General features: G+C 37.0%; 19 protein-coding genes and 1 pseudogene. 19 read left to right on the top strand and 1 reads right to left on the bottom strand.

The features are described 5' to 3' along the window. Window positions 1-130: 130 nt before the first annotated feature. A pseudogene (locus GXM21_RS01945) lies at window positions 131-1,260 on the bottom strand (ISL3 family transposase). A gap of 164 nt (window positions 1,261-1,424) precedes the next feature. On the opposite strand from GXM21_RS01945, the gene GXM21_RS01950 reads away from it, so the two are divergent. The 19 genes from GXM21_RS01950 to rplX all read left to right on the top strand — a co-directional run bounded on the left by GXM21_RS01950 (window position 1,425) and on the right by rplX (window position 12,484). Next, window positions 1,425-1,652 carry a DUF4318 domain-containing protein gene (locus tag GXM21_RS01950; RefSeq protein ID WP_008538890.1) on the top strand — a complete coding sequence of 76 codons (228 nt, stop codon included), beginning with the start codon at window positions 1,425-1,427 and terminating at the stop codon, window positions 1,650-1,652. A gap of 221 nt (window positions 1,653-1,873) precedes the next feature. Then, the gene (locus GXM21_RS01955) at window positions 1,874-2,113 is read left to right on the top strand and encodes a ribosomal L7Ae/L30e/S12e/Gadd45 family protein (RefSeq protein WP_008538889.1); all 240 of its coding nucleotides are present in this window, start codon (window positions 1,874-1,876) and stop codon (window positions 2,111-2,113) included. Between the two features lie 116 nt (window positions 2,114-2,229). Next, window positions 2,230-2,607, top strand: a complete 378-nt coding sequence (rpsL, locus tag GXM21_RS01960; RefSeq protein ID WP_008538888.1) for a 30S ribosomal protein S12 — start codon at window positions 2,230-2,232, stop codon at window positions 2,605-2,607. A 39-nt stretch (window positions 2,608-2,646) separates the two neighbouring features. Beyond that, window positions 2,647-3,117 carry a 30S ribosomal protein S7 gene (gene rpsG, locus GXM21_RS01965; RefSeq protein WP_008538887.1) on the top strand — a complete coding sequence of 157 codons (471 nt, stop codon included), beginning with the start codon at window positions 2,647-2,649 and terminating at the stop codon, window positions 3,115-3,117. A gap of 41 nt (window positions 3,118-3,158) precedes the next feature. Further along, window positions 3,159-5,237: an elongation factor G gene (gene fusA / locus GXM21_RS01970; protein WP_008538886.1), complete on the top strand. Its 2,079-nt coding sequence runs from the start codon at window positions 3,159-3,161 to the stop codon at window positions 5,235-5,237. A gap of 20 nt (window positions 5,238-5,257) precedes the next feature. Further along, a complete protein-coding gene (tuf, locus tag GXM21_RS01975) occupies window positions 5,258-6,445 on the top strand; it encodes an elongation factor Tu (protein WP_008538884.1) in 1,188 nt (395 codons plus the stop codon). Window positions 6,446-6,622: 177 nt separating this feature from the next. Beyond that, window positions 6,623-6,934, top strand: coding sequence for a 30S ribosomal protein S10 (gene rpsJ, locus GXM21_RS01980; RefSeq protein WP_008538883.1), 312 nt, complete (start codon window positions 6,623-6,625; stop codon window positions 6,932-6,934). Between the two features lie 16 nt (window positions 6,935-6,950). Continuing rightward, window positions 6,951-7,592, top strand: coding sequence for a 50S ribosomal protein L3 (rplC, locus tag GXM21_RS01985; protein WP_008538881.1), 642 nt, complete (start codon window positions 6,951-6,953; stop codon window positions 7,590-7,592). Window positions 7,593-7,618: 26 nt separating this feature from the next. Next, complete coding sequence (gene rplD, locus GXM21_RS01990) at window positions 7,619-8,242, top strand: 50S ribosomal protein L4 (RefSeq protein WP_008538879.1); 624 nt, start codon at window positions 7,619-7,621, stop codon at window positions 8,240-8,242. Next, window positions 8,242-8,523, top strand: coding sequence for a 50S ribosomal protein L23 (gene rplW, locus GXM21_RS01995; RefSeq protein WP_008538878.1), 282 nt, complete (start codon window positions 8,242-8,244; stop codon window positions 8,521-8,523). The genes rplD and rplW overlap by 1 nt, the downstream gene beginning before the upstream one ends. A 27-nt stretch (window positions 8,524-8,550) precedes the next feature. Beyond that, window positions 8,551-9,387, top strand: a complete 837-nt coding sequence (gene rplB / locus GXM21_RS02000; RefSeq protein ID WP_008538877.1) for a 50S ribosomal protein L2 — start codon at window positions 8,551-8,553, stop codon at window positions 9,385-9,387. A gap of 62 nt (window positions 9,388-9,449) precedes the next feature. Beyond that, complete coding sequence (gene rpsS / locus GXM21_RS02005; protein ID WP_008538876.1) at window positions 9,450-9,731, top strand: 30S ribosomal protein S19; 282 nt, start codon at window positions 9,450-9,452, stop codon at window positions 9,729-9,731. 21 nt (window positions 9,732-9,752) lie between these two features. Then, on the top strand, window positions 9,753-10,085 hold the full coding sequence (rplV, locus tag GXM21_RS02010; RefSeq protein WP_008538875.1) for a 50S ribosomal protein L22: 333 nt from the start codon (window positions 9,753-9,755) through the stop codon (window positions 10,083-10,085). A gap of 19 nt (window positions 10,086-10,104) precedes the next feature. After that, on the top strand, window positions 10,105-10,779 hold the full coding sequence (gene rpsC / locus GXM21_RS02015) for a 30S ribosomal protein S3 (protein WP_008538874.1): 675 nt from the start codon (window positions 10,105-10,107) through the stop codon (window positions 10,777-10,779). Next, window positions 10,779-11,216: a 50S ribosomal protein L16 gene (rplP, locus tag GXM21_RS02020; RefSeq protein ID WP_008538873.1), complete on the top strand. Its 438-nt coding sequence runs from the start codon at window positions 10,779-10,781 to the stop codon at window positions 11,214-11,216. The genes rpsC and rplP overlap by 1 nt, the downstream gene beginning before the upstream one ends. After that, window positions 11,206-11,400: a 50S ribosomal protein L29 gene (gene rpmC, locus GXM21_RS02025; RefSeq protein ID WP_008538872.1), complete on the top strand. Its 195-nt coding sequence runs from the start codon at window positions 11,206-11,208 to the stop codon at window positions 11,398-11,400. The genes rplP and rpmC overlap by 11 nt, the downstream gene beginning before the upstream one ends. 58 nt (window positions 11,401-11,458) lie before the next feature. Beyond that, window positions 11,459-11,719 carry a 30S ribosomal protein S17 gene (gene rpsQ / locus GXM21_RS02030; RefSeq protein ID WP_008538871.1) on the top strand — a complete coding sequence of 87 codons (261 nt, stop codon included), beginning with the start codon at window positions 11,459-11,461 and terminating at the stop codon, window positions 11,717-11,719. 39 nt (window positions 11,720-11,758) lie between these two features. Continuing rightward, window positions 11,759-12,127: a 50S ribosomal protein L14 gene (rplN, locus tag GXM21_RS02035; RefSeq protein ID WP_008538869.1), complete on the top strand. Its 369-nt coding sequence runs from the start codon at window positions 11,759-11,761 to the stop codon at window positions 12,125-12,127. Between the two features lie 24 nt (window positions 12,128-12,151). Next, entirely contained in the window at window positions 12,152-12,484 is a 333-nt protein-coding gene (gene rplX / locus GXM21_RS02040) for a 50S ribosomal protein L24 (RefSeq protein WP_008538867.1), read from the top strand. Window positions 12,485-12,487: the final 3 nt, after the last annotated feature.

Consider the following 12,487-nt stretch of genomic DNA (forward strand, 5'->3'; position numbering starts at 1 on the left):
AAAGGACACTGGATATTATCCGGTGTCCTTTTTGTGCTTTTTACGATAATATTAGGTGAAAAATAAAAGGTTCTTTGTCAAATGTTGGGGTAAAGGATAGACAAATTTTTGTCTATCCTTTTTCTCTTTTTTAAGCCAAATATAATATTCTTTTCCTAAATCTATCAAATCTTCTTACACCAAAACTTATTCTTTTTAAAACTTTTATCTTATTGTTTTTTCCTTCTGTAAATCCATTTGTATATCCTGTTTCAAATCCTTTTACTATTGGATTAAACCACCTGTACATCGTTTCTGCTACTTTATTGTATTCTTTTATATTGCTTCTTTTTTGTTTTTCTCTTTTTCCATTAATTCATAAAAAGCTTCTTTTAGTTCATATGCTTCTCTTAATTTTTCTGACACTGTCAACATCATTTCTAGTTGCTTTCTATCTTCTTCTTTCTTTAATTTTTTATTCCTTTTTAATAATATCCATCTACTTCTTTTGAAATATTTTCTTCTGTCATTTCCAAAGCTTTTTTGTACTTCTTTTCTTATGTTTTCTAATGCCCACTGTACATATCGGCATATGTGAAATTTATCTACCACTATCTTGGCATTTGGAAAACAATTCCAAATTACTTGTTTAAAGGATTTATTCATATCCATTACTACATACTTTACTTTGCATCTGTCTTTATAACTGAACTTCAAAAAATAATGTTCCAGATACTCAACTCTCCTTGTCGGAAGAACATCCAATGTCTTTTTAGCTATAGGATCGTTTATTACAAATTGAAATTTTTCTTTAGCAGCATTGCCTTTAAATTCATCAATAGAAATAATTTCCGGAAGATGAACTGTTTTAGTAGAAATTTTATCAATAAGTCTTAAAACGGTAGAAACGGAAAGCTTATTATCTTTGGCAATAGAAGAGGCGGATTTCAAAAAACTTATTTGGCTGAGAATAAATTTAATAAAAGAAGTAGTCATACGTTGGTATTTACCAAGAAAAGAGATGTTTTCAATGAAGCGTTTATTGCAAAAAGGGCAGCGATAGCGACGTTTAGAAATAAAGATAGAAAAAGATTGTGTACAATAAGTTAAATGATGTATTTTTTGTAAGCGATAGTCATGAACAGAGTTAGTAGTATGATGACAGCAAGGACAAAGATGAGGTTTACGAGGTAATTGAATAGTAACAGAAGAATCAGAGAAATTTATAATAGAAACATCTTTTAAATTTAATAAAATTTGTATATAATTAGAATGAAACATAAAACCATTCCTTTCTAAGATATTTGTTGTGGTGACTATATTTTAACCGAAAAGAATGGATTTGTGCTTCTTTTTTTGTAAAAAAATAAATGTTGAAGCAAGAGAATTTTCTCTTACCCCAACATTTATTATAGAACCAAAAAATCTAAAGGCTGGTGAATATTTTGTTTAATTTATTAAAAAAAGTAATTTATATCCCATTAAAAGATAATCCAAATCCTAATTTTATAGAAATACAGGATTTGATAAATCAATATTGTAAGGAATATAATTACACTTTAAGATTTATAGATGATAAAGAAATAGAAATTGATGGGAAAAAATATGTTTATAGCAAAGATTTTGAGTCGGGTAGTAGAGGAAATTATGCAATAAAGTGTATAGAAAAGTAACTTTAAAAATAAAAATATTTTTAGAAAATTTATTTATTTTGTTCATAACATTGTATAAATGCTTGTAATATAAGGGTTTTTACGATGTTTGTTTTTAAATATGATACGCCAGGATGCGTGTATATAAAAATACTTATAAAATATGTGTTGACAATGCTTTTTAATGATGATAATATTAATGAGTGCCTGAAATCTGTCAGTTAGTATTTAGGAGTGATAAAATGACAGTTACACTGAAAAATGCTAAACGCGTTATTGGCATAAAACAAGTTACTAAAGCGGTGAAAAACGATTTAGCGAAATGTGTTTACGTAGCAGATGACGCAGATGATAGAGTTTTAAGCCCTTTAAAAGAGCTTTGTATGACTAAAAATGTAGAAATGATTTTTGGAAATACAATGGCTGAACTAGGTAAATCCTGTAACATTGAAGTAGGAGCTGCTGCGGTAGCATTACTTTAAGGGATACCGTTAACTAAGCTGAAAATCTCACAGCAAGTGAGATTTCTTAATCTAAAATATCCGAAACAAGGATAGGGCTTTGAAGCCTTTGGAAATTTGAGGAAGGAGGTGCATGTATGCCTACAATAAATCAGTTGATTCGTAAAAGCAGACAGAGCATGCAGGAAAAATCTACAGCACCGGCATTAAAAAATTGCCCGCAGAAACGTGGTGTTTGCACAAGAGTATATACTACTACTCCTAAAAAACCAAACTCCGCATTGCGTAAAGTTGCCCGTGTTCGTTTAACGAATAGTATTGAAGTAACAGCTTATATCCCTGGTATTGGTCACAATCTTCAGGAACATAGTGTTGTTTTAATTAGAGGCGGTCGTGTAAAAGACTTACCAGGTGTGCGTTATCACATCATTCGTGGTTCTTTGGATACTGCAGGTGTTCAAAACCGTGAACAAGGAAGATCTAAATACGGTGCAAAACGTCCTAAGAAAAAATAATTACTAAAACATTGAAGACTATGACAAGGAGGGGTAGTAATGCCAAGAAAAGGTTCCGTACCTAAAAGAGATGTATTACCAGATCCGGTGTACAAATCCAAGGTTGTAACTAAATTCATAAATAAAGTTATGCTTTCCGGTAAAAAAGGTGTTGCTGAGAAAGTTGTATATGATGCATTTGACATTATAAAAGAAAAAACTGGTAAAGACCCGATGGAAGTTTTTGAAACTGCATTGAAAAATGTTATGCCAGTATTAGAAGTTCGTGCTCGCCGTGTTGGTGGTGCTAACTACCAAGTTCCTGTAGAAGTTCGTCAGGATCGTCGTATGACACTTGGTATTCGTTGGATTGTTAACTATGCTAGACTTCGTGGTGAAAAAACTATGAACGAACGTCTTTCCGGCGAATTAATGGATGCTGCTAATAACACAGGTGCAGCAATTAAGAAAAAAGAAGATACTCATAAAATGGCTGAAGCTAATAAAGCATTTGCTCATTATCGTTGGTAATTTTAAAGTATCTTTTGTATAATATAAGGAGCGATGAGTAAGTGGCAAGAGCATTTTCACTCGAAAAAACTCGTAACATTGGTATTATAGCACATATTGATGCTGGTAAAACCACTACTACAGAGCGTATTCTGTTCTACACAGGTATACTTCATAAAATGGGTGAAGTTCATGAAGGTGGAGCAACAATGGACTGGATGGCACAGGAAAAAGAAAGAGGTATTACAATTACTTCTGCTGCTACAACTTGCCATTGGAAAAACCATCGTATTAACATCATTGATACACCAGGTCACGTGGATTTCACAGTTGAAGTAGAACGCTCTCTTAAAGTACTTGATGGTGCTGTTACTGTATTATCCGCAAAAAGCGGTGTTGAACCTCAATCTGAAACAGTTTGGCGTCAAGCTGAAAGATATCATGTACCTCGTATGGTATACGTTAACAAAATGGATATCATCGGTGCTGACTTCTATAATGTTCTCAAAATGATGGTTGAACGTCTTAACGCACATCCAGTTGCTATTCAGATTCCAATCGGATCTGAAGATACTTTCCAAGGTCTTATTGACTTAATTAAAATGAAAGCTGTAATCTACGAAGAAGATTATACAAAAGAGCCTGAAGCCGTAGAAATTCCAGCTGAATATAAAGAAAAAGCTGAAGAATATCGTCAGAAAATGCTTGATTCTGTTGCAGAAACAGATGATGAATTAATGATGAAATATCTTGAAGGTGAAGAACTTACTGAAGAAGAAATCAAAGCTGCAATTCGTAAAGCTACAATCGCTTGCGAAATTACTCCAGTAGTTTGCGGTTCTTCTTACAAAGATAAAGGTATTCAGCCTATGCTTGATGCTGTTGTTGACTATATGCCAGCTCCAGTTGATATTCCAGCAATCAAAGGTATAAATCCTGATACAAATGAAGAAGACAAACGTGAATCTAGCGACGAAGAACCATTCGCAGCGTTAGCATTCAAAATTATGGCTGACCCATTTGTTGGTAAACTCGCATTCTTCCGTGTTTACTCCGGTACATTAAATGCTGGTTCTTATGTATTTAACTCTACAAAAGGCAAAAAAGAACGTATCGGACGTATTTTACAGATGCATGCAAACAACCGTAAAGAAATTGAAGTTGTTTACAGCGGTGATATCGCTGCTGCTGTAGGTCTTAAAGATACTACAACAGGTGATACACTTTGCGATGAAAATCATCCAATCATTCTTGAATCTATGGAATTCCCAGATCCAGTTATTTCCGTAGCTGTAGAACCAAAAACTAAAGCTGACCAGGAAAAAATGGGTATTGCTCTCCAGAAATTAGCAGAAGAAGATCCTACATTCCGTGTAAGAACTGATGCTGAAACTGGACAGACAATTATCTCTGGTATGGGTGAATTACATCTCGATATTATCGTAGACCGTATGAGCCGCGAATTTAAAGTAGATTGTAAAGTAGGTAAACCACAGGTTGCTTACCGTGAAACAATCCGCAAAACAGTTAAATCTGAAGGTAAATTCGTTCGTCAGTCCGGTGGTAAAGGTCAGTATGGTCATTGCTGGATTGAACTCATTCCACAAGATCCAGGTGAAGGTTTCTCCTTCGAAAGCAAAATCGTTGGTGGTGCTATTCCTAAAGAATACATCGGACCAATCGAAAATGGTATCAAAGAAGCTATGGAAAACGGTGTTGTTGCTGGTTATCCAATGGTTGATATCAAAGCTATCGTTTATGATGGTTCTTATCATGAAGTTGACTCCTCAGAAATGGCCTTCAAAGTTGCAGGTTCTATGGCATTCAAAGCTGGTGCTTTAAAAGCAAATCCAGTATTATTAGAACCATATGTAAAAGTTGAAGTTACTGTTCCTGAAGAATACATGGGCGATGTAATTGGTGACTTAAACTCCCGTCGTGGTCGTATCGAAGGTATGGAACCACGCAATGGTGTACAAGTAATCAACGCATTTGTTCCACTTTCTGAAATGTTCGGTTATGCAACCGACTTACGCTCTAAAACACAGGGTCGTGGGAACTACTCCATGGAAGTTTCTTACTATGATGAAGTTCCTAAAAATATATCTGATGCTATTGTCGCTAAAACAAAAGGCGAATAATAAAGGAGGAAATTAATTAAATGGCTAAACAGAAGTTTGAAAGAACTAAACCACATGTAAACATTGGTACAATCGGTCACGTTGACCATGGTAAAACTACTTTAACTGCTGCTATCACTAAAGTTTTATCTGAAAAAGGTATGGCTCAGTTCGAAGATTACAGCATGATTGATAAAGCTCCAGAAGAACGTGAACGTGGTATTACAATCAACACTGCACACGTTGAATATGAAACTGACAGCAGACACTATGCACACGTTGACTGCCCAGGCCATGCTGACTATGTTAAAAACATGATCACTGGTGCTGCTCAGATGGACGGTGCTATCCTCGTTGTTAGCGCTGCTGATGGCCCTATGCCACAGACTCGTGAACACATTCTTCTTGCTCGTCAGGTTGGTGTTCCTGCAATCGTTGTATTCCTTAACAAAGCTGACCAGGTTGACGATCCTGAACTTCTCGAACTCGTTGAAATGGAAGTTCGTGAGCTTCTTTCCAGCTATGACTTCCCAGGTGATGATATCCCTGTAATAACTGGTTCCGCTCTTCAAGCTCTTGAAGGCGATGCAGCTGCTAAAGAAAAAATTCTTGAATTAATGCAAGCTGTTGATGATTATATCCCAACTCCAACTCGTGACACTGATAAACCATTCTTAATGCCAGTTGAAGACGTATTCACAATCACTGGTCGTGGTACAGTTGCTACTGGTCGTGTAGAACGTGGTGAACTCAAACTTGGTGACACTGTTGAAATCGTTGGTCTTTCTGAAGAAAAGAAATCCACTACTGTAACTGGTATCGAAATGTTCCGCAAAATGCTTGATAGCGCTGTTGCTGGTGACAACATCGGTGCATTACTTCGTGGTGTAGACCGTAAAGAAATTGAACGTGGTCAAGTACTTGCTAAACCTGGTACTATTCATCCACACAAAAAATTCAAAGCTCAGGTTTACGTTCTTACTAAAGAAGAAGGTGGACGTCATACTCCATTCTTCTCCAACTATCGACCACAGTTCTATTTCCGTACTACTGACGTTACTGGTGTTGTAACTCTTCCAGAAGGTACTGAAATGGTTATGCCTGGCGATAACATTGAAATGTCTATCGAACTTATCACTCCAATCGCTATTGAAAAAGGTCTTCGCTTCGCTATTCGTGAAGGTGGCCATACAGTAGGCGCTGGTCGTGTAATCGAAATCGACGAATAATTTCAAGCTTAAGCTTATTACTTTTAATAATTAATTTATATAAGGGCGGCATTTTGCTGCCCTTATATAAAGTTCTTTTAAAATGCGATGACGCGGCAGATTGCTTGCATAAGGCAAGGGAACTGGCGTGGAGAAATTGTCCGGGTCATGAATCTGGGCGACAAGGAGGAAAATAATTTGGCTAAACAGCAGAAAATCAGAATTCGTTTAAAAGCATATGATCATAAAGCACTTGATCAGAGCTCCGTTAAAATTGTTGAAACAGCTAAAAGAACAGGTGCAATGGTATCAGGTCCTATTCCATTGCCTACCGAAAAAAATATTTTTACAATTTTAAGATCTCCACATGTTAATAAAGACTCTCGTGAACAGTTCGAAATGAGAACTCACAAACGTCTTATTGATATTTTAGAACCAACATCTAAAACTGTTGACGCTTTAATGCGTTTAGATTTGCCAGCAGGTGTGGATATCGAAATTAAATTGTAAGAGGAGGTGGCAATAGATGGCAAAAGTAATTTTAGGTAAAAAACTTGGCATGACTCAAATCTTTACTGAAGAAGGTAAAGTAGTTCCTGTTACAGTTGTAGAATCCGGTAAAAATGTTGTTCTTCAGAGCAAAACTGTTGAAACTGATGGCTACAATGCCGTTCAGATTGGCTTTGGAACAGTTAAAGAAAAAAATGTAACTAAACCAATGAAAGGCCATTTCGCAAAAGCTGGCGTTGAACCAGTAAAATTTATTCGTGAATTACGCCTTGCAGATGTTCCTGAATATAAAGCTGGTGACTCCATCAGCGTTGACATATTTGGTGCCGGTGATTTAGTTGATGTTACTGGTACTTCCAAAGGTAAAGGTTTTGCCGGCGGTATTAAACGTCATAACTTTGCTAGAGGTCCTATGGGTCACGGTTCTAAATCTCATCGTGAACCAGGTTCTACAGGTGCTATGATTTCTGGTCATGGTGGACGTGTACTAAAAGGTAAAAAATTACCAGGCCGTATGGGTGGCGCTAAAGTTACAGTTCAGCGTTTAAGCGTTGTACGTGTTGATGCAGACCGTAACCTTATTTTAATCAAAGGTGCTATTCCTGGTGCTAAAAATAGCTTTGTTGTAATTAAAGATACAGTTAAACCTAAGAAATAATAATTGGAAGGAGGATATGCTATATTATGCCTAAAGTAGCAGTTTATACAGTTGCCGGCCAGCAGATCGGTGATATCGAATTAAATGAAAGCGTATTTGGCGTTGAAGTTAACGAAGGTCTTGTTCATCAAGCAGTTGTAATGCAGTTGGCAGCTCAGCGTTTAGGAACGCATGCAACAAAAACTAGAGGTTTAGTACGCGGTGGCGGTCGTAAACCTTGGAAACAAAAAGGTACAGGTCGTGCTCGTAGCGGAAGCACCCGTTCCCCACTTTGGGTAGGCGGTGGTACAGTTTTTGGTCCATCTCCTCGTTCCTATGCATTCAGAATGCCTCGTAAACAGCGTCGTTTAGCAATTAAATGCGCTTTAACAGATAAAGTAAACAATGGTGATTTCATTGTATTAGAAAGCTTAGATTTCGCAGCTCCTAAAACAAAAGAAGTTGTAAAAATGATGAGCGATTTCAACGTTGCAGAGAAAGCTCTTATCGTTACTGCTGATGTAGTAGAAAACGTAGAGAAATCTTCTCGCAATATCCCTGGTGTAAAAGCTATCAGTTCTTGCGGATTAAATGTATATGATATCTTAAATCATAACAAACTCTTCATTACTAAAGATGCTATTACACGTATTGAGGAGGTATTAGCATAATGGAAGCTAGAGATATCATTATCAGACCGCTTGTTACAGAAATGACAACTGAATTGATGGAAGAAGGCAAATACGTATTTGTAGTTGCTAAAGAAGCTAACAAAATTGAAATTGCCAAAGCAGTATCTACTATCTTCAACGTAAAAGTTGAATCCGTAAATACAGTTAACGTTCTTGGTAAAGTAAAACGTATGGGCCGTAATCTTGGCAAACGTTCTGACTATAAAAAAGCAATCGTAAAACTTGCAGCTGGAGAAACTATCGAGTTCTTCCAAGCTTAAGTAAAAAATAAAAAGGAGGTTAATTAAGTGGCAGTAAAGAGTTTTAAACCTTATTCTGCAGGTAGAAGATTTATGACTGTTTCTTCTTTCGAAGAAATTACAGCAAAAAAACCTGAGAAATCCTTGGTTGAAAGTCTTAAAAAGAATGGTGGTCGTAACTTCCAGGGCCGTTTAACAGTAAGACATCAAGGCGGCGGACACAAACGTTTATATCGTGTAATCGATTTCAAACGTAATAAAGATGGTGTTCCAGCACGCGTTGCTACTATAGAATATGATCCAAACCGTAGCGCTCGTATCGCACTTCTTAACTATTTCGATGGTGAGAAACGTTACATCTTAGCTCCAGATGGATTAAAAGTTGGTGACCAGATTGTATCCGGTCCAGAAGCAGATATTAAAGTAGGTAATGCATTACCACTTGCTAATATTCCACTTGGTACATTAGTACACAACATTGAAATGAAAATCGGTAAAGGCGGTCAGATGGTTCGTTCCGCTGGTGCAGCTGCTCAGCTTATGGCTAAAGAAGGCAACTATGCTCTCTTACGTATGCCATCTGGTGAAATCCGTAAAATCCATATCAATTGCCGTGCAACAATCGGTCAGATTGGTAACTTAGAACATGAAAACCTCACAATTGGTAAAGCAGGTCGTAACCGTTGGTTAGGCGTTCGTCCTGAAAACCGTGGTGTTGCGATGAACCCTAATGACCATCCACATGGTGGTGGGGAAGGCCGTAGCCCAGTTGGACGTAAACATCCTGTTACTAAATGGGGTAAATGTGCTATGGGTGCTAAAACTCGCCGTAAAAAAGCATCTGATAAACTCATCGTTAAACGTCGTGCAAAACGTCGTAAATAATAAATTTATGAATAAGGTAGCTTAATTGATTACCTTATTCTAAAATGAAAGGAGGACATATTTTGTCAAGATCAGTAAAAAAAGGACCTTACGTTGCAGAAAGCCTTGAAAAGAAAATTGATGCTTTAAATGCAGCTAATGACAAAAAAGTTGTTAAAACTTGGTCCCGCAGTTCGACAATCCTTCCTACATTTGTAGGCCATACAATTGCAGTTCATGATGGTCGCAAACATGTACCTGTATATGTTACAGAAGACATGGTTGGTCATAAACTTGGTGAATTTGCACCAACAAGAACTTACAAAGGCCATGCTGGCGAAGAAAGACGTACATCTTTAAGATAATTGTTGAAAGGAGGAACAACTGTGGAAGCTAAAGCAGTAGCAAAATATATCCGTATTTCTCCGCGTAAAGTACGTATTGTTATGAATCTTATTCGTGGCAAAAACGTAGCTGACGCGTTTGCAATATTGAAATTCACACCTAAAGCAGGTGCTGATGTAATTAATAAAGTTTTAAAATCAGCAGTAGCAAATGCTGAAAATAATTTTGATATGAATCCTGATAACCTCTATGTGGCTACAGCATTCGTTGATCAGGGACCTACCCTTAAACGTATTCACCCACGTTCCCGTGGACAGGCATTCAAAATCTTAAAACGTACATCTCATGTTACGATCGTAGTTAAAGAAAAATAATTAGAAGGAGGGAATAGATTTGGGACAAAAAGTTAATCCACATGGTATGCGCCTTGGTATCGTAAAAACTTGGGATGCGAAGTGGTATGCTGGTAAAGATTTCGCTGCTAACTTACACGAAGATATTAAAATTCGTAGCTTCTTAAAAGAGACTTTAAAAGTTGCTGGCGTATCTAAAATTGAAACAGAACGTTCTAAAAATCGTCTCAGATTAACTATTCATACTGCTAAACCTGGTATGGTTATCGGCCGTGGTGGTTCTGGTATTGAACAGCTTAAAAAAGGCCTTAAAAAATACACTGATAAACACGTAGATATTAATATCGCAGAAATTAAACAGCCAGATATGGATGCTACACTCGTAGCTGAAAACATCGCTTCTCAGCTCGAACGTCGTGTTGCTTTCCGTCGTGCAATGAAACAGGCTGTTAGCCGTACAATTCGTATGGGTGCAAAAGGTATTAAAGTAACAGTAGGTGGCCGTCTCGGCGGTGCTGAAATTGCTCGTAGTGAATCTTACCGTGAAGGTAGTATTCCACTTCATACTTTACGTGCTGATATTGATTATGGTACAGCTGAAGCACATACAACTTATGGCCGTCTTGGCGTAAAAGTATGGATCTTCAAAGGTGAAGTTCTTCCTGAAAAGAAACTTGCTGCACAAGCAGAAGCTGTTGAAGGGAGCGAAGATTAATGTTAATACCTAAAAGAGTAAAATACCGTAAACAGTTCCGTGGTACTATGAAAGGTAAAGCTCATAAAGGTAATACTGTAGTACATGGTGAATTCGGTTTACAAGCTCTCGAACCTGCATGGATTACAAACCGTCAGATCGAAGCAGCTCGTATTGCGATGACTCGTTATATTAAACGTGGTGGTCAGGTTTGGATTAAAATCTTCCCTGATAAACCAGTAACTGCAAAACCTGCTGAAACTCGTATGGGTAGCGGTAAAGGTTCACCTGAATACTGGGTAGCAGTAGTTAAACCAGGTCGTATTATGTTTGAAATGGGCGGCGTTAGTGAAGAAGTTGCTAAAGAAGCTATGCGTCTTGCAAGCCATAAACTCCCAATCAAAACAAAATTTGTTAAGCGTGAAGTGCAAGGGGAGGGTGAAGTAAATGAAGGTTAATGAAATACGTGAAATGAGTGCTGGCGAACTTAACCAGAAACTTGCTTCGCTTAAAGAAGAATTATTCAACCTCAGATTCCAGCTTGCTACAGGTCAGCTTGAAAACCCTATGCGTATCAAAGAAGTAAAGAAAACTATTGCTCGTATTAAAACTATTCAACGCGAACAAGAATTAAAAGCTTAATAGTTAAGATTAGACTAATAGATAATAAATGATATGCAGAAGGAAGGAGGTTCTTTTAATGAGCGAAATTAGAAATGAACGCAAGACTAAAGTTGGTAAAGTTGTAAGCGACAAAATGGAAAAAACTATTGTTGTTGCTGTAGTTGATACTGAAAGTCATCCACTCTATAAAAAATCAGTTAAGAAAACTGTTAAATTTAAAGCACATGATGAAAACAACGAAGCTCACGTAGGAGATACAGTTTCTATTATGGAAACTCGTCCTTTATCTAAAGATAAACGTTGGAGACTCGTTGAAATTCTTGAAAGAGCAAAATAATTTGTTACTTGATATAGAATTTTAGAAGGAGGTAAAGCAATGATTCAGCAACAAACAATGTTGAATGTTGGTGATAACACTGGTGCAAAAGAAATTATGTGTATCCGTGTAATGGGCGGTTCTTATCGTAAATATGCCAACATTGGTGATATAATCGTAGCTGCAGTTAAATCTGCTTCACCTGGTGGAATGGTTAAAAAAGGTGACGTTGTTAAAGCTGTAGTAGTACGTTCTAAAAAGGGTTTACGTCGTGTTGACGGTTCTTATATCCGCTTTGATGAAAACGCTGCTGTTATTATTAAAGATGATAAAACTCCACGCGGAACTCGTATTTTTGGCCCGGTAGCCAGAGAATTACGTGACAAAGATTTCATGAAAATCGTTTCACTGGCACCAGAAGTAATTTAATAAATAGACAGGAGGTGCCAAGATTTGTCACAGGCTAAATTGCATGTAAAAAAAGGTGATACAGTTTTAGTATTATCCGGTAAAGATAAAGGTAAACAAGGTAAAATCCTTCAGGCTATGCCTGCTAAAGATAAAGTTGTAGTTGAAGGCGTTAACAAAATTAAACGTCATACTAAACCTAATCAGAAAGCTCCAAACGGCGGTATCATTGAAAAAGAAGCTCCTATGTTTGCTTCTAAAGTTATGGTAGTTTGCCCAGCTTGTTCTAAAGCAACTCGTGTTGCGAAAAAAGAAATTGATGGTAAAATGGTTCGTGTATGCAAAAAATGCGGTGAAGCATTAGACCAAGCAAAATAATTG

Origin of the sequence: Megamonas funiformis, assembly GCF_010669225.1 — a bacterium.
Taxonomy (GTDB): domain Bacteria; phylum Bacillota; class Negativicutes; order Selenomonadales; family Selenomonadaceae; genus Megamonas; species Megamonas funiformis.